At 69.0% G+C, this 23737-nt stretch carries 21 protein-coding genes; 10 read left to right on the forward strand and 11 right to left on the reverse strand.

The window, feature by feature from the left end; all coding sequences use genetic code 11:
- Positions 1–65 precede the first annotated feature (65 nt).
- From IFT79_RS05410 to IFT79_RS05425, 4 genes are all read left to right on the forward strand, one after another.
- Positions 66–539 carry a hypothetical protein gene (locus tag IFT79_RS05410; RefSeq protein ID WP_192123159.1) on the forward strand — a complete coding sequence of 158 codons (474 nt, stop codon included), beginning with the start codon at positions 66–68 and terminating at the stop codon, positions 537–539.
- The gene (locus IFT79_RS05415; protein WP_192123161.1) at positions 536–1675 is read left to right on the forward strand and encodes a 5-(carboxyamino)imidazole ribonucleotide synthase; all 1140 of its coding nucleotides are present in this window, start codon (positions 536–538) and stop codon (positions 1673–1675) included. The genes IFT79_RS05410 and IFT79_RS05415 overlap by 4 nt, the downstream gene beginning before the upstream one ends.
- A gap of 86 nt (positions 1676–1761) precedes the next feature.
- Complete coding sequence (gene purE, locus IFT79_RS05420; protein ID WP_173152166.1) at positions 1762–2229, forward strand: 5-(carboxyamino)imidazole ribonucleotide mutase; 468 nt, start codon at positions 1762–1764, stop codon at positions 2227–2229.
- Between the two features lie 47 nt (positions 2230–2276).
- Complete coding sequence (locus IFT79_RS05425) at positions 2277–3569, forward strand: LCP family protein (RefSeq protein WP_192123163.1); 1293 nt, start codon at positions 2277–2279, stop codon at positions 3567–3569.
- Positions 3570–3679: 110 nt separating this feature from the next.
- On the opposite strand, the gene IFT79_RS05430 is transcribed toward IFT79_RS05425, so the two are convergent.
- The 3 genes from IFT79_RS05430 to rfbB are packed head-to-tail and all read right to left on the reverse strand — an operon-like array spanning position 3680 to position 6667.
- Positions 3680–4819: a glycosyltransferase family 4 protein gene (locus IFT79_RS05430; protein ID WP_056046366.1), complete on the reverse strand. Its 1140-nt coding sequence runs from the start codon at positions 4817–4819 to the stop codon at positions 3680–3682.
- Positions 4794–5684, reverse strand: coding sequence for a dTDP-4-dehydrorhamnose reductase (rfbD, locus tag IFT79_RS05435; protein ID WP_192123165.1), 891 nt, complete (start codon positions 5682–5684; stop codon positions 4794–4796). The genes IFT79_RS05430 and rfbD overlap by 26 nt, the downstream gene beginning before the upstream one ends.
- Complete coding sequence (gene rfbB, locus IFT79_RS05440) at positions 5684–6667, reverse strand: dTDP-glucose 4,6-dehydratase (RefSeq protein ID WP_192123167.1); 984 nt, start codon at positions 6665–6667, stop codon at positions 5684–5686. The genes rfbD and rfbB overlap by 1 nt, the downstream gene beginning before the upstream one ends.
- A gap of 148 nt (positions 6668–6815) precedes the next feature.
- On the opposite strand from rfbB, the gene IFT79_RS05445 reads away from it, so the two are divergent.
- The 4 genes from IFT79_RS05445 (at position 6816) to rfbA (ending at position 9514) form a co-directional block, all read left to right on the forward strand.
- The gene (locus tag IFT79_RS05445; protein ID WP_192123169.1) at positions 6816–7706 is read left to right on the forward strand and encodes a M15 family metallopeptidase; all 891 of its coding nucleotides are present in this window, start codon (positions 6816–6818) and stop codon (positions 7704–7706) included.
- 15 nt (positions 7707–7721) lie between these two features.
- A complete protein-coding gene (locus IFT79_RS05450; RefSeq protein ID WP_056046357.1) occupies positions 7722–7952 on the forward strand; it encodes a hypothetical protein in 231 nt (76 codons plus the stop codon).
- A gap of 70 nt (positions 7953–8022) precedes the next feature.
- On the forward strand, positions 8023–8649 hold the full coding sequence (locus IFT79_RS05455) for a dTDP-4-dehydrorhamnose 3,5-epimerase family protein (RefSeq protein ID WP_056046354.1): 627 nt from the start codon (positions 8023–8025) through the stop codon (positions 8647–8649).
- Position 8650: 1 nt separating this feature from the next.
- Positions 8651–9514 (forward strand): glucose-1-phosphate thymidylyltransferase RfbA, encoded by an 864-nt coding sequence (gene rfbA / locus IFT79_RS05460; RefSeq protein WP_056046351.1) that lies wholly within the window; start codon positions 8651–8653, stop codon positions 9512–9514.
- 91 nt (positions 9515–9605) lie between these two features.
- Here the strand turns inward: rfbA and IFT79_RS05465 are convergent, their stop codons facing one another.
- The 7 genes from IFT79_RS05465 to IFT79_RS05495 all read right to left on the reverse strand — a co-directional run bounded on the left by IFT79_RS05465 (position 9606) and on the right by IFT79_RS05495 (position 18556).
- On the reverse strand, positions 9606–10565 hold the full coding sequence (locus IFT79_RS05465) for a hypothetical protein (protein ID WP_056046349.1): 960 nt from the start codon (positions 10563–10565) through the stop codon (positions 9606–9608).
- Positions 10562–11692 carry a glycosyltransferase family 2 protein gene (locus IFT79_RS05470; RefSeq protein WP_056046347.1) on the reverse strand — a complete coding sequence of 377 codons (1131 nt, stop codon included), beginning with the start codon at positions 11690–11692 and terminating at the stop codon, positions 10562–10564. The genes IFT79_RS05465 and IFT79_RS05470 overlap by 4 nt, the downstream gene beginning before the upstream one ends.
- Positions 11689–12591 carry a glycosyltransferase family 2 protein gene (locus tag IFT79_RS05475; protein ID WP_192123171.1) on the reverse strand — a complete coding sequence of 301 codons (903 nt, stop codon included), beginning with the start codon at positions 12589–12591 and terminating at the stop codon, positions 11689–11691. Before IFT79_RS05475 ends, IFT79_RS05470 begins: the two co-directional genes overlap by 4 nt.
- A complete protein-coding gene (locus IFT79_RS05480; protein WP_342211817.1) occupies positions 12588–13721 on the reverse strand; it encodes a glycosyltransferase family 4 protein in 1134 nt (377 codons plus the stop codon). The genes IFT79_RS05475 and IFT79_RS05480 overlap by 4 nt, the downstream gene beginning before the upstream one ends.
- A complete protein-coding gene (locus tag IFT79_RS16240; RefSeq protein WP_056046345.1) occupies positions 13715–14959 on the reverse strand; it encodes an ABC transporter ATP-binding protein in 1245 nt (414 codons plus the stop codon). Before IFT79_RS16240 ends, IFT79_RS05480 begins: the two co-directional genes overlap by 7 nt.
- Positions 14960–14982: 23 nt before the next feature.
- Complete coding sequence (locus IFT79_RS05490) at positions 14983–15909, reverse strand: ABC transporter permease (protein WP_192123173.1); 927 nt, start codon at positions 15907–15909, stop codon at positions 14983–14985.
- Between the two features lie 82 nt (positions 15910–15991).
- On the reverse strand, positions 15992–18556 hold the full coding sequence (locus IFT79_RS05495; RefSeq protein WP_192123175.1) for a glycosyltransferase: 2565 nt from the start codon (positions 18554–18556) through the stop codon (positions 15992–15994).
- A gap of 108 nt (positions 18557–18664) precedes the next feature.
- Between IFT79_RS05495 and IFT79_RS05500 the strand changes: the two genes are divergently transcribed.
- Complete coding sequence (locus IFT79_RS05500) at positions 18665–19699, forward strand: glycosyltransferase family 2 protein (RefSeq protein WP_192123177.1); 1035 nt, start codon at positions 18665–18667, stop codon at positions 19697–19699.
- A gap of 181 nt (positions 19700–19880) precedes the next feature.
- Entirely contained in the window at positions 19881–21932 is a 2052-nt protein-coding gene (locus tag IFT79_RS05505) for a hypothetical protein (protein ID WP_192123179.1), read from the forward strand.
- 101 nt (positions 21933–22033) lie between these two features.
- Here the strand turns inward: IFT79_RS05505 and IFT79_RS05510 are convergent, their stop codons facing one another.
- Complete coding sequence (locus IFT79_RS05510; protein ID WP_192123181.1) at positions 22034–23662, reverse strand: DUF2142 domain-containing protein; 1629 nt, start codon at positions 23660–23662, stop codon at positions 22034–22036.
- Positions 23663–23737 lie beyond the last annotated feature (75 nt).

Consider the following 23737-nt stretch of genomic DNA (forward strand, 5'->3'; position numbering starts at 1 on the left):
CCGGTGCCGGGCCCCGTCCGGCAGGTCGACGACGCCCGGCCGGATGCCACCGATACGATGACCGCATGACGAACCGGGCCCTCATCGCCATGCTGACCGCCGGGGCCCTGGCCCTCACCCTCTCCGCGTGCACGAGCGACGACGACCCGACGCTGACGGTGTCGAGCTTCAGCCCGACGTCGACCGCATCACCGTCGGCTCCCGACACGGGGGCCGAGACGGTCGCCCCCACGGCGCCGACGGACGACCCGAACGACACCGTCGAGACGCCTGTCCCCGTGCCGTCCGACCAGGCGGACGGCTGGACCGACGCCCGCGCTTACGACGCCTGTCGGAACGAGGCCACGAGGTCGCAGGGCGCGGACTACACCTGGAACGACCGTTCGTCGCAGACCCTCGTGCAGGGGCCCGGGGGGCGCACCATCGACGTCGCCGGGCTCTACACAGGAGGCGACGTCGGTGTCGCCAACGTCACGTACCGGTGCACGGTCGGTGGAACTCCGGACTCGCCGGAGTTGAGCGGGACGGTCGTCAGATGACGGCTCTTCGTGTCGGCGTGATCGGTGGCGGCCAGCTCGCCCGCATGATGATCCCGCCCGCCGTGCACCTCGGCATCGAGATCAGCGTCCTTGCCGAGGCCGAGGGCAGTTCGGCCAGGCTGGCGACCACACAGGTGGGTGACTACCACGACGTCGACGTCGTCCTCGATTTCGCCCGCACGGTCGACGTGGTCACCTTCGACCACGAGCACGTCCCCCAGCAGGTCCTGGCCGCCCTCGTCGACGCGGGTGTGCCCGTGCACCCCGGGCCGTCCGCGCTGGCCGTCGCGCAGGACAAGATCGTCATGCGTCAGCGGCTCACCGAGCTCGGGCTGCCCGTCCCGGACTGGGCGGCCGTCCACGACGCCTCCGAGCTCGAGGCGTTCCTCGCCGACCACGGAGGCCGGGCGGTCGTCAAGACCGCGCGGGGCGGTTACGACGGCAAAGGCGTGCGCGTGGTCTCGGCCGCGCACGAAGCCGACGACTGGTTCGGAGCCCTGGCCGAGGACGGCAACGGAGGCGCGCTCCTCGTCGAGGAGCTCGTCGAGTTCCGGCGTGAGCTGTCGCAGCTCGTGGCCCGTCGGCCGAGCGGCGACATCGTCCCGTGGCCTCTCGTCGAGACCGTCCAACGCGACGGGGTCTGTTCCGAGGTCTTCGCCCCGGCGCCCTCGAGTGCCGGTCGTCTGGCCGACCTGGCCGACGAGATCGCCCGGACGGTGGCCGAGCGGCTCGACGTCACCGGGGTCCTGGCCGTCGAGCTCTTCGAGACGACCGACGACCGCCTGCTGATCAACGAACTCGCCATGCGGCCGCACAACACCGGCCACTGGACGATCGACGGGGCCACCACCAGCCAGTTTGAACAGCACCTCCGGGCCGTGCTCGACCTGCCCCTGGGCGACACGGGCTGCCACCGCCCGTGGAGCGTCATGCTGAACGTGCTCGGCGGACCGGCGACCGGGTCGATGGCCGACCGACTCCCCGCTCTCATGGCCGACCAGCCGGCGGTCAAGGTCCACGACTACGGCAAGGAGCCGCGGCCCGGGCGGAAGGTCGGTCACGTCACCGTGGTCGGCGACGACCTCGACGAGGCCGTCTTCCGGGCGCGCGCCGCTGTCGAGTTCTTCACCGACTGACGGCTATCCTCTAGTCCGTGTCCGACCCGAAGAGCACCGACGTGCGCCCGAACGACCCCGCCGTACCCGCGAAGGTCGCCATCGTCATGGGCTCCGACAGCGACTGGCCCACCATGCAGGGCGCGTCGACGATCTTGTCCGAGCTGGGCATCCCGCACGAGGTCGAGGTCGTCTCGGCGCACCGCACGCCCGACAAGATGATCGCCTTCGGTCGAGACGCCGCCGGTCGGGGGATCTCTGTCGTCATCGCCGGGGCCGGGGGAGCAGCGCACCTGCCCGGCATGATCGCCTCGGTGACGACCCTTCCCGTGGTCGGCGTGCCCGTCGCGCTGGCCAAGCTCGACGGTCTGGACTCGTTGCTCTCGATCGTGCAGATGCCGGCGGGCATCCCCGTCGCGACCGTGTCGATCGGTGGCTCGGTCAACGCCGGCCTGCTCGCGGCCCGCATCATCGGCACGCACGACCCGGCCGTCGCCGAGCGCTTGGCCCGCCACGCCGAGTCCCTCGCCGGTCTGGTGGAGCAGAAGAACGCCGACCTGCGCCGATCACTGTGAGCACGTCCCTGCCCGTGCGTCACCCCGACGCCACCTCCGAGCCCTTCATGACGAAGCGAGCGTGGGTGCTCGTCCTGTTGAACGTGGTCGTGCCCGGCTCGGCCCAGGTGCTCGCGGGCAACCGCCGACTCGGGCGATGGGGGCTCGCCTCCACCCTCGTCTTCTGGGCGGTCGCGGTCGTCGTCATCGTCCTGGCGTTCGCCTTCCGCTCGCCCCTGATCGAGATCGCGACCAACGTCGTCGCCCTGACGATCGTCCAGGTCTTCCTCGCGTACTACGCGGTGTTGTGGGTGGTGCTGACCGTCGACACGTTGCGCTTGGCCCGCATCGTCCGGACGGCCCCCTCGGCGCGGGGATTCCTCGCCGGAGCGATGGTGCTCTTGATGGTGCTGACCGTCGGGCCCGCCGCCTACGGGGCCTACCTCGCCGGGGTGCAGCACGGTCTGCTGAACAGTCTCTTCACCTCGAGGGCCGACGCCGCACCTCCTGTGGACGGTCGCTACAACATCATGTTGCTCGGCGGTGATGCGGGGGCCGACCGCACGGGGCTGCGTCCCGACAGCATCTCGGTCGCCAGCATCGACGCCGAGACCGGTGCGACCACCATCGTGGGAATCCCGCGGAACCTGTACGACGCGCCCTTCGTCGCGGGATCACCGCTGTACGGCGACTACCCCGACGGCTACGACTGCGGCGACGACTGCCTCGTGAGCTTCCTGTACACCTACGGGGAAGAGCATCCCGACCTCTACCCCGATGCCGAGTCGAGGGGCAGCAACGCCGGGGTCGAGGCGATGCGCGACGCCGTCGAGGGCATCACGGGCCTGACGGTGCAGTACTACGCCCTCATCGACATGCAGGGCTTCGTCGACCTCATCGACGCGCTCGGTGGCATCCAGGTCGACGTGCAGCAGCGCATCCCGATCAACGGAGGCGTCGACGGCAACGGTCAGCCGATCAACGTCGACGGCTGGATCGAGCCCGGCGATCAGAAGCTCGACGGGTACCACGCCCTCTGGTACGCCAGGGCACGGCACGGTACCAGCGACTACGACCGCATGGCTCGTCAGCGCGAGGTGCAGCAGGCGCTCCTGTCCCAGTTCCAGCCGGCGACGGTGCTGTCGAAGTTCCAGGCGGTCGCGTCGGCCGGTGTGCAGACCGTCGACACCGACATCCCGCAGGGTGCCCTGGCCGCCTTCGTCGACCTGGCCGTCGAGGCGAAGTCGCAGCAGATCACGAGCCTCGAACTCGTGCCGCCCACCTACGACAACGTCTACCCGGACTACGACGCGATGCGCACCGCGGTGGCGCAGGCCACGACGTCCGTCACCGCACCCTGACGACCCGTCTCAGGCCGTGCGTCGAGGCCGATCGGCGGAAGCCGACCGGGTGAGGAGGCGCCCACCTGCGGCGCGGGTCACGCGCGTCGTGACCCGGGCCTCAGGGTTGCTCAGAGGTCGGCGTGCAGCTGCCACACCTTGTCGGCCGAGTCCCGCCAGCTGAAGGCGCGCGCTCGGTCGATCCCGGCGATGCCGAGACGGGTCGACAGTTCGACGTCGGAGACGACCTGGAACATGGCCTGGGCGAGACGCTCCGGGTAGCCGGCGGAGTCTTCCCGCGGCACGCTGACGGCCGCGTCCGCTGCGACCTCGAGGAGGGCGGGGGCATCCGAGACGATGGTGGGCGTGCCCAGGCTGAACGCCTCGACGACGGGCAGCCCGAACCCCTCGGCGAGACTGGGGAACACGAAGACGGACGCGCGCTGCAACAGGACGGCGAGCTGCTCGTCCGACACGAAGCCCATCGTGCGGACCTTGTCGGCGGGGAGCCCTGCCGCGGCGACCAGGTCGGCCACCTTGACGTCTCCCCATCCTTCGGGGCCGACGATCAGCAGAGGCAGGTCGGGGGCGTCGGGGTGTGCGAGGGCCCGGATGAGGGGCTCGAGGCCCTTGCGTGGTTCGAGGGTGCCGACGCTGAGGGCGTACCGTTCGGGAAGGTCCAGGGCATCGGCGACCTCGTCGGCGTCCGCGGGGACGGCGAGCTTGGGGCTCACGGCGCCGCCGATGACGCGCAGGCGGTCGCCGAAGGGGAACAGCTCGGAGAGCTCGCGAGCGACGCTGTGCGTCGGTACGACGACGCCGTCGGCGTGCTTGAAGGCCCGCTTGGTCATCGCCTTGTGCCAGCGGACGCCACGAGGGGTGAGGGTCTCGGGGTGGGTCCACGGCACCGTGTCGTGGATCGTGACGACGGTCTGCGTTCCCGGGTCGAGTGCGCGGTCGTGACGGTAGAGGGGAGCGAGCAGGCTGGTCGCGTGGACCATCCCCCGGCCGGGAAGGCCGACGACGCCGCCCTGCCACGCCAGCGACAACTCACGGCGACCGAGTGGCGACTTGGCGACACGGGACAGCCCCGGGAGCAGATCCGTCAACCGGTCGTAGTCGGTCTGTGGGTGGGCCGCCACGACACCCTCGACGTCGCAGCCGCGGGGGGCCGTCTCGACGAGGGCTCGGGTCAACTCTTCCGTGTAGCGCCCGATGCCTCCGGGGATGGGAGCCAGGATCTGGTCAACGACTACTCGCAGCGTGGTCATCGGTCTGCAACACTCCCCTGCTCGCGGCCTCGGCCAGCGCTTCTCTCCACGGACGCATGGGCGTCAAGCCGGCCCGTGCCCACGCGTCGTGGCCGAGGACGCTGTAGCTCGGTCTCGGTGCGGGACGGACGAAGGTGGAGCTGTCCGTCGGCAGGACCCTGGCCGGATCGAGTCCGGCTTCGTCGAAGACGGCCCGGGCGAACTCGAACCAGCTCGTACTGCCGGAGTTGGTGCCGTGGTACACGCCGGCCGGAGCGTCGGAGTCGAGCAGCGCGACGATCTGGGCCGCGAGGTCGGCCGTCCAGGTCGGCTGGCCGAGTTGGTCGTCGACGACCTTGACGGTGTCGTGTGAGCCCGCGAGCTTGACCATCGTCTTCGCGAAGTTGCCCCCGTGGGCACCGTACAGCCACGCCGTGCGCACGATGAAGGTGCCCTCCGGGTTGGCGGCGAGGGCGAGCTTCTCTCCCTCGGCCTTGGTGCGGCCGTAGGCGCTGACCGGCGCGATCGTGGCGTCCTCGGCATAGGGCGATGCGGCGTCGCCGTCGAAGACGTAGTCGGTCGAGACCTGGACGAGCTTCGCCCCGACGGATGCCGTCGCCTCGGCCAACAGACCGGCGGCGGTGCCGTTGACGGCCAATGCGGTTTCTTCGTCGGTCTCGGCCGCGTCCACGGCGGTGTACGCGGCGGCGTTGATGACGACGTCGTGTCCCTGGACGGCGGCGAAGACGGTATCCCGGTCGGTCACGTCGAGGTCGGCACGGCCGAGGACCGTGACGTCTCGCCCGAAGAGCGCTTCGAGCAGGTCGGTGCCGAGCATGCCCCGGGCCCCGGTGACGAGGTACTTGGAGTTCTGGGCGGCGGCCATCAGAGAGCGGCGCGCTCTTTGAGCGGCTGCCACCACTCGCGGTTGTCGCGGTACCACTGGACGACCTCGGCGAGACCCTTCTCGAAGGGCACCTGGGGCTCGTAGCCGAGCTCGTCGCGGATCTTCGAGATGTCGACGGAGTACCTCAGGTCGTGGCCCAGACGGTCCTGGACGCGGTCGACGTAGGACCAGTCCTTGCCGGTTGCCTCGAGCAGCATCTCGGTGAGTGCTTTGTTGGTGAGCTCGGTGCCGCCGCCGATGTTGTAGATCTCTCCGGCGCGACCACCGACGAGCACCATGGCGATGCCACGGGTGTGGTCGTCGACGTGCAGCCAGTCGCGGATGTTGTTGCCCTCGCCGTAGAGCGGCACGTGGACGTCGTCGATCAGGTTCGTGACGAAGAGCGGGATGACCTTCTCGGGGAAGTGGTACGGGCCGTAGTTGTTGCTGCAGCGCGTGATGGAGACGTTGAGGCCGTGCGTGCGGTGGTAGCTGCGGGCGAGCAGGTCGCTCCCGGCCTTCGAGGCGGAGTAGGGCGAGTTGGGCTCGAGCGGACGGTCCTCGGCCCAGGAGCCCTCGGCGATGGAGCCGTAGACCTCGTCGGTCGAGACGTGCACGAAGCGCTTCAGGTCGTTGCGCAGGGCGGCGTCGAGCAGCTGCTGCGTTCCCAGCACGTTCGTCTCTACGAAGATCGAGGCGTCGCGGACCGAGCGGTCGACGTGGGATTCTGCGGCGAAGTGGACGACGGCGTCGACCTCGGGGAAGAGCGTGTCGAGCAGGGCGCCGTCACGGATGTCGCCCTTGACGAACGTGTAACGGGGGGAGTCGGCGACACTCACCAGGTTGGCCTCGTTGCCCGAGTAGGTGAGCGCGTCGAGGACGACGACCTCGGCCCCTTCGAGGCCCGGATAGGCGTCTTCGAGCGTGCGGCGGACGAAGTTGGAGCCGATGAAGCCGGCTCCGCCGGTGACGAGGATTTTCACAGGTGTTCCTTGCAGGTCGGTCGCGGAAGAGTCGGTCGATCTTAGCCGACGGGGACGGCTGACCGAGTGGTCCGGAGGCCCTCGACGCGGACGTGCCCCCTGCCTCTGGGGGTAGACCGATGGCAGGCCGGCGTGCAAACGTCGTTCCATGCGCCCTGATACCTCTGTGCCCTCGGCACGTGACCTGGGCCCCGTCCTCGGCCGCCGGGGGCTCCTGAGCCTCGCGGCCGTCGCCGGTGCGGGTGCCTCGGGACTGCTCTCGACCCAGTCCGGTCGGGCCGCCACGACGCTCGGCGAGACGTCCGACGGCGTCCAGACGATCGAGTCGGCTCTCGCGCAGGCCGCGACCCAGGCGTGGGGAGGCCAGGCCAACGGCCGCATCCCGTCGGGCCTCCTGGTCCCCGTGCCCGCGTCGGTCGGCGGATCGGGCTTCCTGCGGGACGACGCCGCTCGGCAGTACTTCGCGATGGGCCTCGCCTTCCAGGCGGCCGTCGGCCGTCCCCTGCACATCACCGAGGGCTACCGCTCGTACGACCGTCAGGTCGACTACTGGAACCGCTACCAGGCGGGCACCGGCAACCTGGCCGCCTATCCGGGCACCTCGAACCACGGTTGGGGCATCTCCTGCGACTTCGGCGCCGGGGTCGACGCGGCGGGGTCGTCGGCGAAGCGGTGGATGGACGCGAACTGCGGGCGATACGGCTGGGCGCCGACGGGCAACACGTTCTCCCGGCCCGAGGCCTGGCACTTCGACTACGTGGCGGCGTACCCGGGTCCTGCATCGGCGGTCCGCGACACGTCCGGGCTCGTCGCGGTCCGCGTCCCGGAGTCCATGCCCGGGGTCGGGACGAGCTACACGGCTCTCCTGGGCATGCGGTCCTTGCGTCACTTCACCACGATCGGGCAGGTGAACGCCGTCCGAGCCGTCGGCATCCCCTACTTCGACGTGGTCTCCCGACGAGACTTCGAGGGCTTGCTCGACGCGATGTCCATCCCACGTTCTGCGCTCACGACCAACGCCGACTACTGGCGTCCCTGACCTCTAGGAGAAAACATGCTCGTCCTGCACTGCTACGACAACCTGCCCGAGGTCGGCCGGGGCTACGTCTGCGTCGTGGCGCCACGCATGCTGCGGCACGTGACCACCGAGTCGACGGTCACCGCCCTGCGTGCCGTCGGCATGGCACCACGAGACATCAACGGCCAGGGGTTCTACGACATCCTCGCGTCGTTGTCCATCCCACGCTCCGAGCTCAAGACCAACGCGGACTACTCGCGGCGGTGACCGGGGCTGCAGTGCGCGAGCCGCGATCGGCGCTTCCGTGCCCCGCGCCGGCTCTTGGTAAGCTGCCCCGGTGCAGATCCGCGAACTGAAGATCCCAGACAGCTACGAGATCACCCCGAAGCAGTTCGGTGACGACCGGGGCGTCTTCCTCGAGTGGTACCGCTTCGACAAGCTCGCCGAGGTGGTCGGGCACCCCGTCCAGCTTCGTCAAGCCAACACCTCCGTCTCGAAGCGCGGTGTCGTCCGAGGCATCCACTTCGCCGACGTCCCGCTCGGCCAGGCCAAGTACGTCACCGCGACGCATGGTGCGGTCCTCGACTACGTGATCGACATCCGGGTGGGCTCCGCCACCTACGGCCAATGGGACTCCGTGCTCCTCGACGACGTAGACCGGCGCGCCATCTACCTGTCCGAGGGCCTGGGGCACGCGTTCGTCGCGCTGACCGACGATGCGACGGTCAGCTACCTGGTCTCCGACACGTTCCACGCCGAGCGCGAACACGGGATCGACCCCCTCGACCCCGAGATCGGCCTCGTCTTCCCCGAGGGTGCCGGTGAGCCCCTGCTCTCACCGAAGGACACCTCTGCGCCGACGCTGGCCGAGGCGGCGGTCGCCGGGCTCCTGCCGACGTGGGACGACATGCGCGCCTACTATGCGTCCCTGGATGCGGCACACGCCGCCGGAGAGGGCGAATGACATGAAGGGCATCATCCTCGCCGGCGGGTCCGGCACGCGTCTCTGGCCGATCACCAAGGGCATCTCCAAGCAGCTCATGCCCATCTACGACAAGCCGATGGTCTACTACCCCTTGTCGACCCTGATGATGGCAGGCATCCACGAGGTGCTCGTCATCACCACGCCCGAGTACAACGACCAGTTCCGGGCACTGCTCGGCGACGGGTCGCAGCTGGGCATGACCATCGAGTACGCCGTTCAGCCATCGCCCGACGGCCTGGCCCAGGCATTCGTCATCGGCGAGGACTTCATCGGTGACGACAGCGTCGCCCTGGTCCTCGGCGACAACATCTTCCACGGCGTCGGACTCGGCTCGAACCTCAAGAAGAACGCCGACGTCCAGGGCGCGACGATCTTCGCCTACCACGTCGCCGATCCCAAGGCCTATGGGGTCGTCGAGTTCGACGAGGCGTTCAAGGCCGTCTCCATCGAGGAGAAGCCCCTGGCACCGAAGAGCAACTTCGCCGTCCCCGGTCTCTACTTCTACGACAACGCCGTCGTCGGGATCGCGAAGACCATCGAGCCGAGTGCTCGGGGAGAGCTCGAGATCTCGACCGTCAACGAGCGTTACCTCGAGGCCGGCGAACTGCAGGTACAGGTCCTCGACCGCGGCACCGCGTGGCTCGACACCGGCACCTTCGAGTCGATGATGCAGGCGTCCGAATACGTCAGGGTGATCGAGGATCGCCAGGGTCACAAGATCGGCTGCATCGAGGAGATCGCCTGGCGCAACGGGTGGATCGACGACGAGCACCTGGCCGCGTTGGCCGCTCCGCTTGCCAAGAGCGGATACGGTCTCTACTTGCAGAAGCTCCTCGCCGACTGACGTCGGCTCGCCGACCACCGACGACACGAGACCGACCGGAGGGTTCCGGTCGGTCTCGTGTCGTCGTTCGTCGTGTGGCCGGCCTCACGCCTCAGCTGGCTCGAGACGGAGCCGCTCCACCTGACCGGAGCCGACCGTCGCCCCAGCCGGACCGACGGACGCTGCCCACGACGTAGGCCGGTCCCACCTGTCGTTGGAAATGGTAGAAGACGTCCTTCAAGGGTTTGAGGGCGTGGTACTGGTTCAACTCCTCGGACACGAGGCTGATGTCGGTACGCGCCTTGACGACACGCCAGCCCTTGGCGTGTGCGAAGAACGACATCCACTGATCCTCGAGGAACGCGAACCGGCGGGGGAGGCGAGCGAAGAACGCGTCGTCCGACACCAGTTCGCAGTCGTACACCGTGCCGCCCGTGCCGGCGTGGTCGGCGGGGGAGCCCGGAGCGATCTCGGCGCGGGCCCAGTACGATCCGTGCTGACTGAAGGCCCACCAGGAGACCACGGATCGGGACTCGTAGTCCGCCAGGAGATCCGTGACGAAACGGGATGAGACGTCCTGGTCGTCGTCCAACATCACGACCGGTCCGCGGTACCCGGCGTTCCACAACAGACGGGCGGCGACGAAGCGGGCGAGACCGCCGATGTTCACTGGACTCTGGACCAGATCCACGCTGACCAGGCTCCCGGTCGCGGCGCCACGGACGGCTTCTGCGTAGCGAGCCGCGTCGGCCGCGTTGTTGTTCCACAGGAGGAGGCGGACCGGACGCTCGGCGTCGAGTGCCGCGAGCATGTCGAGCACGTGAGGCAGCCGGTCCGGTCGGTTCCACAGGCACATGACCATCGGGATGCCGGCCGAGTCGGGGCGGCCCCAGGCGCCACTGGTCGACACCGAGACGCCCGTTCGCAGGAACTCGCCGATGACGGCCTGCCAACGGCTGTCCCGTCGTCGTTCGGCCGCCACGCGTGCGGATCGGAGGCCACGGTCGTAGACGCGCTCGACGCGCAGCATCCGGGCGACCGCTCGGGACGCGCGGCGGAACCGACGGTTCATCTCGTGCGTCGGGTTCGTTCGCGGACTCCGTCGACGAGCTTGACGATCCGGCGGTTCTTCATCGCCCCGACCTCCGCACGCGTGCGAGCGAGCTCGTCCTCCAACCCGGCGGCGTGTCGACGGAGTCGAGCGGCCTCGTCCTCGGCGTCCGACAGGGCCTGCGCGGCCTGGTCGAGCCGCGCCTCCTGCCGGGAGATCTGTTCGTCGCGGCCGACGAGCGAACGGCCGAGCCCGCCGAGGTACCGGTCGACCGGCTCGGTGAACGGGACGTCGGGCGGGTAGGGGCCGGAGGGCGGCACCACCGCGAGGAACTCGACGAGCGAGCGATCGAGGCGGAACGGACCCTCGGCGGCCTCGGCATCCGTCACGTGCCGGGCGGCGTAGTAGGACAGGAGCGTGCCGTCGAGCAGGCGACGGTAGTCGCGCATGCCGTGGTGATTGGGACTGGGGGTCAGATGAGGGCTGGCGAGGTACCCGAGTCCTGCGCTCTCGACCTTGCGCCGGAACTGCGTCCAGGAGCGCCACGGAAGGTGGAGCACCTCGAGTTCGAGCCCCTGCGCAGGTGCACCTGTGCTGGCGATGCTCACCACGTGGTTGCCCTGTGCGACGGTGACGTCGGCGTCGGCGACGTGGACCGCGTTGGTGGTCGGCTGGGCGAGCACGCCGACCGCCCGGAGTTCGTCGTTGGTGCGTTCGTCACGCCACACGAGCCGGTCGATGCCGGGACCGTCGAGCGCGACGGGCCCGACCATGTTGACTACCGGCACCGAGAACGAGCCCAGGCCGGTGTCGAGTCGCGCGAACACGTCGGCCAACCGCAGCGAGCGGTCCCGGGGGATCAGGAACTCGTCGGCGTCGGCGTTGACGACCCAGTCGGCACCGTGGACGGTCGCGGCTTCTCGGGCCATGCGCGTCACGACGGCACCCTGTTGTTTCCGGTGCTCGGGGTCGTGGTGCAGGACGATCGTTCCTGCGGCCTCGAATTCGGTGAGGATCTCTGTGGTGCCGTCGGTCGAGGCGTTGTCGGTGACGATGATCACGTCGACGCCCTGAGCCACGTGGTAATCGACCCATCGGCGGATGATGTCCGCCTCGTCGCGGACCATGGCGGTGACTGCCAGCGTCATCGTTTTCCCGTCGGGTTCGGGGTGGACGCCCGGCGGGGGAGCCCGCCGAGCCGGAAGCGAGCCTCGAGAGCGACGCGGAGTGCGGCGCGGACGGGCCAGAGGTACCACGCGCGGTACTTCGACGCGAGGAAACGGTAGGCGCTGCGGTGGTGCTCACGTCGCATCGCGTCCGACGACTCGCGCGTCGAGTGGGCGCCGACGTGGACGACGGTGGCGGCGGGCTCGTAGACGCTCCGGCGGCCGGAGAGGCCGATGCGATAGCCCAGGTCCACGTCTTCGAAGTACATGAAGTAGCGCTCGTCGAACCCTCCCAACTCGTCGAACACGTCGCGACGCACGAGTAGGCAGGCACCGGAGAGCCAGCCGGTGTCGCGCCGGGCCTCGTGCTCGCCTTCGCGCCGGTACGAGCGAGACCAGGGGTTCGTCGGCCAGAGGTTCGCGAACAGCGCGTGACCGAGGCCTGTTCGCAACGAGGGGATCTGTCGAGCGGAGGGGTAGGGCTCACCGTCGGCTTCGACGATCGCCGGGCCGACCGCGGCGATGTCGTCGCCGGAGCGGAGGGTGTCGAGCAGGACGTCGACGACGCCGGGGGCGAGGACGACGTCGGGATTCGAGATCAGGACGTGGTGGACCGAACTCGGCAGGTGGGTGACGGCCCGGTTGACCGCCGTGCCGTAGCCGCGATTCGCCCCGACCTCGACGAAACGACCACCGGCGCCCTCGGTCGTCGTCCGGGCCGCGTCGACGTCGTTCGACGCGTTGTCGGCGACGACCAGACGGGTCGGCTCCGCCGAGGCGGACTCGGTCGACGCGAGGAAAGCGCTCAGGTAGCGGCCGGAGTTGTAGCTGACCGTGACGATCGCCACGGTGGGCTCGTCGGAACGGGTGGGGGTGGTCATGGTGTCGTGTAGGCCTCGTCGTGCGCGAGCGCGCACCGCGCCCAGGTGAAGAGTGTGGCACGTTCTCGTGCCAGGGCACCGAGGCGGGACCGCTCGTCGGGTGAGGAGAGCAACGCCGACAACGCCGTCCTGAGCGAGGTGACGGTCGCCTCGGCGTAGGCGACGGCGTCGCCACCGATCTCGGGCAGAGCCGTCGACCGCGTCGTCAGGACGGCAGCGCCCGTAGCCATCGCCTCGAGCACGGGCAACCCGAACCCTTCGCCCGTGCTGGGGTACGCCACGACGCTCGCCCCGCCCAGGAAGGCGGAGAGGTCGTCGAGGGGGAGGTAGCCGAGGTGCCGGAGCGCTGCTCCGGGACGGTTGCCCGCCTCGGTCAAGGTCCGCGCGGCGTCCGCGTCCCAGCCCAGACCACCGGCGACGAGGAGCGGAGGAGCGTCGGGCCCGAGGAGGCGGTGGGCTTCGATGAGGGACGGCACGCTCTTGCGGGGTTCCACCGTCCCGAGGAAGGCGATCCACCCCGGGTCGGTCGTCAGCCCGTTCACCTCGGCGAACGCCCGGACCTGGTCGGTCGACGGAGCGTGGAAGACCGCCCGGTCGACCCCGTGGTGCGCGACGACGACGGGTGCCCTCGACGGGCCGACGTGACGGTCGAGTTCGGCCGCCGTGCTGGCGCTGGGCACGACGACCGCACGTGCCCGACGTCGAGCAGCCTTCGTCCACACGGAGAAGAAACGCCGCTTGCCCGTGGAGTGGTCGCCGGGGCTGCTGAAGAAGGTCGCGTCGTGCAGGGTGACCACCGTGCGTCGGCTGAGGACAATCGGGAACGTGTAGTGGGGCGAGTGGAGGGTCTGGACGCCGAGGCGGTGGGCCAGGACCGGGAGGGCGATCTGTTCCCAGGCGAGCCGCATCGGCCGACGGGACACCAGCGACGGAGCCGCGACGTAGCGGTGGGTCGGTGCCTGCTCGCGGAGCCAGTCGAGATCGTCGGGCTTGACCACGACCGTGACGACCGTTCCCGTCTCGCCGAGACCCGTCAGGAGCCCGGCGATGTATCGCGCGACGCCGCCCTTGGTCGGAGGGATGGACGTCGCGTCGAGCAGGACCGTCCCCGGGCCGCGTCCGCTCAGGATTCGAGCTCTCGGACGGTGGCCGGGATGCGGACGACTCCGGCCGCGTACTCGTCGTCGGCCATGACGAACCGCGCGGCCTGACGCTGGATGGCGATGTGTGACCCGTCGGCCGCGGCGAGGAAGCTGTGGACGAAGTAGGGCCCGCCTCCGAACTGGATGTCGTCGAGGCGGTACTCGACGCTGGCCGTCCCGTCGAGGGGGGCGTGTCGGAGACCCATCCGACGACTGTCGGTTCCGTAGACCTGCGTGCCCAGGTTCGTCTCGATCTTGAACCCCGAATGCCACGTCTGCAGGGGCGTGCTGTGGCTGTAGTGCATGCGGACCACGAGGGTGTCTCCGGGCTGAAGCTCTTCGCCGGCGGCGCGTCCCTCGACGAAGACCTCGGTCGCGGTGACGCGGCCGGGCGCCGCCTCGACCTCGGGTTCGGCGGCTTCTGCCTCGGCGATTCGCCGACCCTCGAGGATGTCGCGGAAGTTCTTGACCGCGTCCGCTGCCGACCCGGCGAACTTGACCTCGCCTCGGGAGAGGACGACCGCCCGGTCGCAGAGCTCTTGCACCTGCCCGAGCGAGTGGCTGACGAGGATGATCGTGCGGCCCTGTCGCTGGAACTCGCGGATCTTGTCGAGGCATTTGCGTTGGAAGGCTTCGTCACCGACGGCCAGCACCTCGTCGACGAGCAGGACGTCGGGATCGGTGTGGATGGCGACCGCGAAGGCGAGCCGCACGTACATGCCCGACGAGTAGAACTTGACCTGGGTGTCGATGAAGTCGCCGATGCCCGAGAAGGCGAGGATGTCGTCGAAGCGGTCCTCGGTCTCGGCCTGGCTGAGACCCAGGATGGAGGCGTTCAGGAAGACGTTCTCCCGGCCGGTCAGGTCGGGGTGGAAGCCAGCGCCCAACTCGAGCAGGGCGGCGAGTCGACCACGACGTTTGATCGACCCGGACGTGGGCTCGATGATGCCGCCGATGGCTTTCAGCAGGGTGCTCTTGCCGGAGCCGTTGGGGCCGAGGAGACCTATGGTGCTGCCGGCGGGGATCTCGAGCGAGACGTCCTTCAACGCCCAGAACTCCTCGCTGTGCCGACGACCGGCGCGTCCGAGGGTGACGAGACGCTCTTTCAGCGAGTTGTCCTTGCGGATGACGAACTTCTTCGACACGTTCTCGATCGACACCACGGTGGGCGAGCCAGCGGGGGAATCGGGTGAGGCCAGAGGGGTCGACAACTGATCGGTGCTCATGGGTGCGGGACGTCCGTTCGGGTTTAGAGCTCTTGGGCGAAGTTGCCCTGCAGGCGGGCGAAGACGCGGTGGAACGCGTACACGAGCACCAGCCCGATCAAGGCGGCGACGCCCATGCGCAGCAACAGGTCGGCCGGGTACGACGAGTCGTCGCCGGCGATCCAGAAGGCACGGTGGAATCCGAGCACAGCGAGGGTGATCGGATTGTCGGTGTAGAGACCGAGCAGCCATTCACGGCCACCTGTCAGGGCGTTCGAGACCATCGTCCAGGCGTAGACGATGGGCGATGCCCACATCGCGAGCATCAACAACACCTCGACCAGGTACTGCATGTCGCGCAGGTAGACGTTCAAGGCGGCGAGCAGGAGTCCGAACGCCGTGCCATAGATCAGGATGAGGAGCACCGACGGGAAGAAGTACAGGATGTCGAGGTGCGCCGGGAAGCTGCCCGTGACGATCGTGGCCCCGATCAGTACGACCATCTGGATGCCGAAGTTGAAGAGGGCCGAGCCGATGCTCGCCAGGGGGTAGATCTCTCGAGGCGTGTAGACCTTCTTGATCAGGCCACCGTTGCTGACGATCGACGACGTCGAGCCCGCGATGATCTCACTGAACAAGCCGTAGATCGTGAGGCCAGAGAAGATGTAGACCGCGAATTCGGGGATGTTGCGCGCGGCGCCGAGGATCTGCCCGAGGACGACGTAGTAGATGATCAGCTGGGTGATGGGGCGGATGAGGGTCCAGAGGAACCCCAGCGCGCTGTCCTTGTAGCGCGACTTGAGGTCGCGTCGGATCAGCAGGTCGAGGAGCTGCCGGTGCGAGTAGATCTCACGCACGATGCCGAAGGTGCCGCCGAAGACCTTCGACGGCTGGCCCGCGACGACCATGGGCTCTTTCGCGAGGCGCTCGAAGCGCTCGCCCGACGTACTGCTCGGTGTCGTGGTGGTCATGGGCGTGGACCCCTTCGTGGTCAAAACTGAAGCACTATACCCCGGTCGGCTGAGGCGGACCGGTTCACGGGAGGGCGGGAGCCTACTTGCCGTACTTGCCGTACTTGCTGGCGCGCATGGTCGCCAGACGGTTCTGCACCTTGCTGCGCAGCACCTCGATGCCGCCTCCGTCGGTCACGTAGTGGCGGGCGAGCGCGAGGTCGCGCGCGACGCCGTGACGGCGGTTGGCGATCTCGTGGAACTTCTCCTCGCTCGACCTGGCGACCTTGCCGCGCAGCGCCTTGACGGTCGTGACCGCCGTGCTCTCGAGGGCACGGTCCGGTGCGACGTGCGGGTCACGGCAGAACTCCACGAGCGGGGAGAGTGCTTTCTCCCAGGTGAAGTCCTCGCGAACCCGGGACACCGCGTCCCGGGTCGCCGCCGTCACCTCGGGATCGTAGAGAACGGACTCGAGCGCGTCGGCGAGTGCTTCGACGTCACGCTCGGGGACGGCCACACCCATCCCCTCGGCGCCGACGAGATCGCCGAAGCTGTCACCCCGGGTCGTGACGATGGGCAGGTTCGCCCACATGTAGTCGAGGATGCGCGTCCGGAAGGAGAACGTCGTCTCGATGTGGTCGTAGTGCGTGCTGACGCCGGCGTCGGCCTCGAGCAGGTAGTTGGCGCGGTCGTCGAGGGCGACCCACTGCTCGTTGAAGAACACGTTCTTGCCGGCGACTCCCAGCTCGGCGGCGAGCTGGCGGGTCCGCGCGACGATGGCCATTTCGGGCACGTCGGGGTTGGGGTGGGCCACCCCGAGGAAGAACAGGCGGACGTCCGGGCGCCGTTCGGCGAGCAGAGCGATGGCACGGATCAGGGTGAGCGTGTCGAACCAGTTGTAGATCCCGCCGCCCCAGATGACGACCTTGTCGTCTTCGCCGATGCCCGGGACGACGCCCCGGATGGCCTTGCGCGTGCGCGCAGGGGGAGTGGAGTCCATGCCGAACGGGGCGATCGCGATGAGCTTCTCGAGGTTTTCGTCAGCCGCGTAGTTCTCGGGGTTGATGCGCCCGAGGCCGGCCAGCTGCCCGAGCCAGAAGAGACGCTGACGCTCGGAGGCGCAGAGGAAGAAGTCGGCTCGGAGCAGCTGCTCGTTGAGGACGTCGGTGGCCGAGGCGACCTGGTTCTTCCACTGCGCGAGGCCCCACTCTCGGCCCTGTTCGAGCTGTTCGAGGTGCATCGGGTCGTAGAGGTCCGCGACCATGATCTTCTTCGACCTCTTGAGGGTCGTGAAGTGGTGCAGGGCGTGGCCCTGGAAGACGATGACGTCGGCCCACTCTTCGTGCGCCTTCATCTCGTGCTCGTTCTGGAGGCGGACGCGATCCACCTCGAAGAGGTCGGACTTGCGGGCCGCGACGTTCCAGGTCAGGAGCCGGACGTCGCTGTGCTCGGAGAGGGCCTCGCTGATCTTCCAGGCCCGCATGGCCGGCCCGGCCATCTTGTCGCCGATGGCATCACCCGTGATGACGAGCACCTTCGTCCGCTGGGTGTGCTCGCGGATGTCGAAGGCGTCGACGATGGAGCGGAAACCCTCGAGGTAGTAGGGGTCGCCGAAGAGCGGCTTGAAGATGTCGCCGAAGAGCCGGAAGACTTCTCCGTCGGTCTTGGTCCGGCGGGCCTGCAGGTCGTCTCGCGCGGCCTGCAGATCGGGCAGCTCGGCGACGAACTGGTCGAGTGCGAAGAGGCCCGCCATGGTGTCCTTCGACACGGGGGTCTCGGGGTCGAACTCGTCGGCCGCCCCGACGAAGCGGCGGATGTCGAACATCTCGGAGTCGAGGCCGCTCTTGGCCACGGCGCGGCGGGCGAGCAACGCGAGGGCGCCGGGCAGGAACTTCGCGAGGCTCTCGTCCGAGAGGTTCTTGAAGAGCAGCATCAGGGCGTTGCGCTCGAGCAGGTACATCTCTCGGTGCTCGCCGAAGCTCTTCATCGAGCCGTGGTGCTTGTGGAAGACGATCGACTGCGGTGCGAATCGGACCCGGTAGCCCAGGATGTTCAGTCGCCAGCCGAGGTCGACGTCGTCGTAGAACATGAACAGCTTCTCGTCGAAGCCCCCGACCTGCTCGAAGACGGACTTGCGCACGAACAAGGCGGAGCCCGTGCCGAAGAGCAGGTCTTTCGGGGTGTCGAACTGGCCGTCGTCGACCTCGGTGACGCGGTCCTTGTAACCCATGCCGAACCAGGTGAGGCTGCCCTGGACGAAGTCGATGGCCTTGCCGTCCCAGTCCAGGACCTTGCTGCCGACTGCCGCGACCCGAGGACTGACGTTGAACTGGTCGAGCGCCTCACGGATCCATCCGGGGTGGGGCTTGGCATCGTTGTTCAGGAACGCCACGAACTCGCCCTTGGCCTTCTTGGCGCCGAGGTTGCTGCCACCGGTGAACCCGAGGTTGTCCTTCGAGACGACGATCTTGACGTTGGCGTGGCCACCGAGCGCGGCCTCGAGACGCTGGCGGCTGTCGTCGCCCGAACCGTTCTCGACCACGACGATCTCGAGCTGGTCGGTCGGCCAATCCACCTCGGTGAGGCGGGCGACGCACTCGAGGGTGTCGTCCGTCCCGCGGAAATTGACGATGACGACCGAGACGACGCTCGACGTGGAAACAGGCACGGTGGGTACTCCCAAGGACGGTGGTGCGGGCCGGTGGGCCCCGCGAGTGCGCTCCCACTATACGAGGGCGTCACCGGCACCCGCCCCCGGCGCTGCCAGAATGGTCGGATGGACGCATCCGTGATCGTCGTCAACTGGCGTCAACCCGAACTCACGCTGCGCTGCCTCGAGTCGCTCGTCGGCCAGCGAGCGAGCGCCTCGTTCGAGATCGTCCTCGTCGAGAACGAGGCGTCGCCTGGCGGCACCGAACCGTTCCGACGCCTCGTTCCCGATCTCGTCGTGGTCGAAGAGGCGACCAACGCCGGCTTCGCGGGTGGGGTGCGTCGAGGTATCGAGGCCTCGCGCGGTGACGTCGTCGTGCTGCTGAACAACGACGCGGTCGCCGAACCCGGCTTCGTGGAGGCGGGCCTTGCAGCCCTGCGCGCCGGCGGACCTCGGGTGGCCGCCGCCTCGGCCACCGTGACGCTCGAGGGCGGTTTCGTACGCGCCACCCCTCGGGACGAGGGTGCGCTGGTCGACGGCCGCGGGACGGCGTGGCTCCGGTCGTCGGCTCCCGAGGCCGTCGGCCTGCTGAACGGAACCGGTGTCGAACTCGCCCCCGACGGCAACGGTCGCGATCGAGACTGGCTGCAGCCCTCGGACGACGTCGTCGACCATCCTGCCGACCCCTTCGGATTCTCGGGAGGGGCGGCCTTCGTCCGGCGGACGGCCCTCGAGGCGGTCGGGGGCTTCGACGCGGGGCTCTTCATGTACTACGAGGACCTCGACGTCTCGTGGCGGCTCCGGCTCGCGGGCCTCGAGATCGTGCACGCCGCCTCGGCCCGGACGATCCATCGACACGCGGCGAGCTCGGCCGGCAGCGGTGCCCTCGTGCGGCGACAGAGCATGCGGAACCGCCTGCTCGTCGTCGTCCGCAACGGTTCGGCAGGGTTCGTGGCGCGGGTGACGCTGCGGACCCTCGCGCGCCTCCTGATCGATCTGGCGCGCCCCCGCGGGGCCCAGCTGTCACGTCGGGACTGGGGCTCGGTGTGCCGTGGGCTGCCGTCGGCGGTCGCCGGGGCGCTCGTCTCGCGTCGGCGCTCGGGCGTGACGAGAAGTGCGCGTCGGCGTGTCGAGCAGTCGCTGAGGCCGATCGACCGCTGACCCGTCTTCGGGGGACACGGCCTTCCGGTCGGGGTACGGGAGGCTAAAGTCGGAGGACTGGTCGGGCTTCGCATCCGGTCTCCCGCTCGAACGACGAGGCACGCCGCCAGGGGGCGGCGGTGGGGAGGCGCCTCGACCGCGTGCCCCAGGGAGGCCACCCGTGTCCAGAAGGATCATCGCGATGGCTGCGGCCGTCGCCGTCGCCGCCGGTCTGTTGACCGGCTTGTCATGGGGGGCGTCCTCGCCGCCGGCCCAGGCTCTCTCGGGGGCGGACTTCGACCCGGGCAACATCATCACGGACCAGGTGTTCTTCAATTCGGGGGCGATGTCCGAATCGCAGGTGCAGTCCTTCCTCGCGTCCCGGATCGGCAGCTGCTCGAACTCGAACTGCCTCAACGTGAAGCGCCTCGACACGGCGTCGCGTCCGGCCGACGCGATGTGCAACGCCTATCAGGGGGCGAGCCAGGAGCCGGTCTCGCGGATCATCGCCAAGGTCGCCCAGGCCTGCGGCATCAACCCGCAGGTGTTGCTGGTGACGCTGCAGAAGGAGCAGAGCCTGGTCTCGGGTTCGATCGCCAGGGCCCCGTCCGATGCCCGGCTCGAGCGTGCCATGGGGTACGCCTGCCCGGACAGTGCCAACGGTGGCTGCGATCCGTCGTTCGCCGGGGTCTACAACCAGCTCTACAAGGCGTCGTGGCAGTTCAAGCGGTACGCCAACCCGGCCGGGACGAGCAACTACTTCACGCAGTACGCGCCCGGTGGCAATCGGACCGTGCTCTACAACCCCAACGCCGCCTGCGGATCGAAGTCCGTCTTCATCAAGAACCAGGCGACCGCCAACCTGTACTACTACACGCCCTACACGCCCAACGCCCCGGCGCTCGCGAACCTCAACGGGACGGGCGACTCGTGCTCGGCCTACGGCAACCGCAACTTCTGGGTGTACTTCACCGACTGGTTCGGCTCGACGACCGGTGGCAACGGTCCGCAGGGCGCGCTCGACTCACTGACGACCGGTCTCGAGTCCGTCTCGGTCAACGGGTGGGCCTTCGATCGCGACCTGCCCGCGCCCATCGGGGTGCACGTGTACGTCGACAAGACCGGGTACCCCTTGACGGCGGACCGGTCGCGACCCGACGTGGGTGCTGCGTACCCGTCCAAGGGCAACAACCACGGCTTCCAGGGCACCGTCCCGGCGTCCCCCGGCGTCCACGAGGTCTGCGTCTACGCCATCGGCCTGCGCGGCAACGGCAACACGACCCTCGGTTGCCGGACCGTCACGATCGCGTCGGCGTCCCCGGTCGGTGCCGTCGACTCGGTCGTCGCCGCTCCTGGCGGAGTCCGCGTCAACGGATGGGCCCTCGACCCCGAGAGCACCGCCTCCATCGCCGTCCACGCCTACGTCGACGGCGTCGGGTACCCCCTACGCGCCTCCGGGCAACGACCCGACATCGGGCGCGCGTACCCGGCGAACGGGGCGGCACACGGTTTCACGGCTGATCTGCCCGCCTCGGCGGGCGCGCGCTCGGTGTGCTTCTTCGCCATCAACCAGGGCGCGGGGGGCAACTCGAACCTCGGCTGCAAGACGGTCACGGCGGTCGGCTCGACACCGGTGGGAGCGCTCGACGTCGTCTCGACCTCGGCGAACGCCATCACGGTCGCCGGATGGGCCCTCGACGGTGACACCACTGCGTCGATCCCCGTCCACGTGTACGTCGACGGCGTCGGACTCGTCACGACCGCGTCGAACGCTCGCCCGGACATCGCCCGGAACTACCCCGCCTACGGAGCAGCGCACGGTTTCAGCTCGACGGTGACGGCGTCGGCCGGGTCCCACTCGGTCTGCGTCTACGCCATCAACCAGGGCGCGGGCACGAGCAACACGACGTTGGGATGCCGGACCGTCGTGGTCGGCGGCGCGCTGCCGGTCGGCAACTTCGAGTCGGCCGTCGGGACGACCGGAGGGGTCCGGGTGAACGGTTGGGTGGTCGATCCCGACACGGCTGCGCCGTTGCCCGTCGCGTTCACCGTGGACGGTGCCGCCGGCGCCACGGTCGTCGCCGACCAGAGCCGTCCCGACGTAGCGCGGTCGTACCCGACCTCGGGTCCGTTGCACGGCTTCGGGGCGGTCGTCCCCGCCGCTCCCGGTTCCCGGACCGTGTGCGGCACCGCCAAGGACTCGTCGGGCGTGGGGCAGCTGAACCTCGGCTGCCGGACGGTGACCGTTCCCTGACCGTCTGAGGCCCCCTGGGGCGAGACCACGAACGGGTGGCAGCCGACGAGGCTGCCACCCGTTCGTGCTTCCACCCGGCCGGGGTGGATCGCCTCGCGGCGTCAGGCGGAGGGGGGCCGCACCGAGGAGGCGCGATCATCGACGGCGGGTTCCTCCAGCCGCGTGTCGGCACGATCCGAGGCTCCGAGCGACGGGGCGTCGGTCGCTGGAACGTCGTCCATCGGCGAGAACGCCGCCCGGCCGAGGAGCACGGCACCGCCTACGAGGGTCACGAGCAGGACCGCAGCCCAGATGTACCACCCGCCCGGTGGCAGCCACTCGGGATCGGTGAACATGCGCGACCAGCCATCGGGCATTCCCAGCACGTAGCGCTGGAGATTCCAGACGTAGGTGTGGAACTGCATGATGGCGAGGATGACCAGGACGAAGCCCGCGAGGCGGCGGGCACCAGGCAGGGTGAACGCAGTCGGGAAGGCGTCGTCGAGGGCGATGCCTCCGGCGATGACGAGAGGGCAGACGATCGCCAGCAGGTAGCGTGCCTGCCAGATGTAGCCGTAGTCGGCCGCTGCGTAGCCCTGCATGAGCGGCGGGATGAACAGGAACGCCAGGATGAGCAGCAGGACGGTGCGACGCGGTCGGCCCCGGCCGAGGAACAGCCCGGCGACGGCCAAGGCGAACATCAGCCCGCCCCAGATGGCCACGGTGGTGAAGGGTGCGGGGACCTCTTGCCAACCGAAGATGCCGACGTAGCCGGTCAGGTTCTCGAACGTCAGGAAGGCCATGGTCCGGAAGGCGAGACCGAAGCCCGTGCCTGTGCCCGCGCTCTCGGTGGACACGCTGAGGCTCGCCGAGAGGACCGTCCAGGCGAGGCTGAAGGCGGTCCCGACGCCGATCGCGACGACGCCGACCCAGAAGGCGCGGGATCGGAGGAGGCGCTTGACGAGTTCGAGGTCGAACAGGGTCGCCAGGACGATGATCAGGACGTAGAGCGGGCCGATGCTGCGGCTGTTCGCGAGGGCGACGGCCGCGACGGCGACCATGGCGATGCGCACCGGGGGGACGCCGTCCTCACGCCATCTCTGGGCCAGCAGGCTCAGCCAGGAGAACAGCATGACGGCCGAGGCGATCTCGAGACTGTTGGGATTGATGCCGCTCGCCAGGAAGAGGACCTTGGGGGTGATCGCGACGGCGAGGGCGAGGAGGGCGAACCCCCGTCGCCTGAGCTGTGACAGGGCGACGACGGCGAGGGCCAGGAACGCGGAGACGAGCATCACGCTCACGCCCCTCATGCCGTAGTAGGAGGCCTTCCCTTCGAGGACGAGAGACGGGAGGCCCACGACGGCGTAGTAAGCGGGGTCGTAGGAACCCGCCGAGGTCGTCACGGTGGTCTCGACCTCGGAGTCCGGGACGAGCATCTGGCACTGGGCCGACTCGGCGTTGCGGAAGGCGAAGCACGGCAGGTCGTGGGCTATCGCGATGTACTCGGGGACTTCGACGTCTGTCCATCCACCCTTGCCGGTGGGCGTGCCGGACCATTCACCCCGAACGACGGCTGCGGCGTGGATGGTGTGCGCCGGCTCGTCGGGGAGAGACATCAGGGGGTTGGCCATGGCCCAGGTACCGCCGAGCAGGCAGAACGCCACGAAGGAGAGCAGGAAGGTGGTGAGGGGGCGCCGGGACCTGCCCTTCGAACGGGAGGGCTGTGAGGCGGTGCGGGTGTCGACGTTCATGTGGTCCTCAGATCGCGGGATCGGCAGGCACCCCGAGGGCGTGAACTGCACGGGCGGCCCCGACGATGATATCGA

It is taken from the genome of Frigoribacterium sp. CFBP 8759, from assembly GCF_014841655.1.
In the GTDB taxonomy this organism is placed as follows: Bacteria; Actinomycetota; Actinomycetes; order Actinomycetales; family Microbacteriaceae; genus Frigoribacterium.

Bases quoted from the DNA above. Each gene is read 5' to 3' on its own strand.
- IFT79_RS05465 (WP_056046349.1), bottom strand. From the start codon at position 10,565: ATGAACCGTCGGTTCCGCCGCGCGTCCCGAGCGGTCGCCCGGATGCTG.
- IFT79_RS05510 (WP_192123181.1), bottom strand. From the start codon at position 23,662: ATGAACGTCGACACCCGCACCGCCTCACAGCCCTCCCGTTCGAAGGGC.
- IFT79_RS05430 (WP_056046366.1), bottom strand. From the start codon at position 4,819: ATGACCACGCTGCGAGTAGTCGTTGACCAGATCCTGGCTCCCATCCCC.
- IFT79_RS05415 (WP_192123161.1), top strand. From the start codon at position 536: ATGACGGCTCTTCGTGTCGGCGTGATCGGTGGCGGCCAGCTCGCCCGC.
- IFT79_RS05490 (WP_192123173.1), bottom strand. From the start codon at position 15,909: ATGACCACCACGACACCGAGCAGTACGTCGGGCGAGCGCTTCGAGCGC.
- rfbA (WP_056046351.1), top strand. From the start codon at position 8,651: ATGAAGGGCATCATCCTCGCCGGCGGGTCCGGCACGCGTCTCTGGCCG.
- IFT79_RS05450 (WP_056046357.1), top strand. From the start codon at position 7,722: ATGCTCGTCCTGCACTGCTACGACAACCTGCCCGAGGTCGGCCGGGGC.
- rfbD (WP_192123165.1), bottom strand. From the start codon at position 5,684: ATGGCCGCCGCCCAGAACTCCAAGTACCTCGTCACCGGGGCCCGGGGC.
- IFT79_RS16240 (WP_056046345.1), bottom strand. From the start codon at position 14,959: ATGAGCACCGATCAGTTGTCGACCCCTCTGGCCTCACCCGATTCCCCC.
- IFT79_RS05410 (WP_192123159.1), top strand. From the start codon at position 66: ATGACGAACCGGGCCCTCATCGCCATGCTGACCGCCGGGGCCCTGGCC.
- IFT79_RS05470 (WP_056046347.1), bottom strand. From the start codon at position 11,692: ATGACGCTGGCAGTCACCGCCATGGTCCGCGACGAGGCGGACATCATC.
- IFT79_RS05500 (WP_192123177.1), top strand. From the start codon at position 18,665: ATGGACGCATCCGTGATCGTCGTCAACTGGCGTCAACCCGAACTCACG.
- purE (WP_173152166.1), top strand. From the start codon at position 1,762: ATGGGCTCCGACAGCGACTGGCCCACCATGCAGGGCGCGTCGACGATC.
- IFT79_RS05425 (WP_192123163.1), top strand. From the start codon at position 2,277: ATGACGAAGCGAGCGTGGGTGCTCGTCCTGTTGAACGTGGTCGTGCCC.
- IFT79_RS05475 (WP_192123171.1), bottom strand. From the start codon at position 12,591: ATGACCACCCCCACCCGTTCCGACGAGCCCACCGTGGCGATCGTCACG.
- IFT79_RS05445 (WP_192123169.1), top strand. From the start codon at position 6,816: ATGCGCCCTGATACCTCTGTGCCCTCGGCACGTGACCTGGGCCCCGTC.
- IFT79_RS05505 (WP_192123179.1), top strand. From the start codon at position 19,881: ATGGCTGCGGCCGTCGCCGTCGCCGCCGGTCTGTTGACCGGCTTGTCA.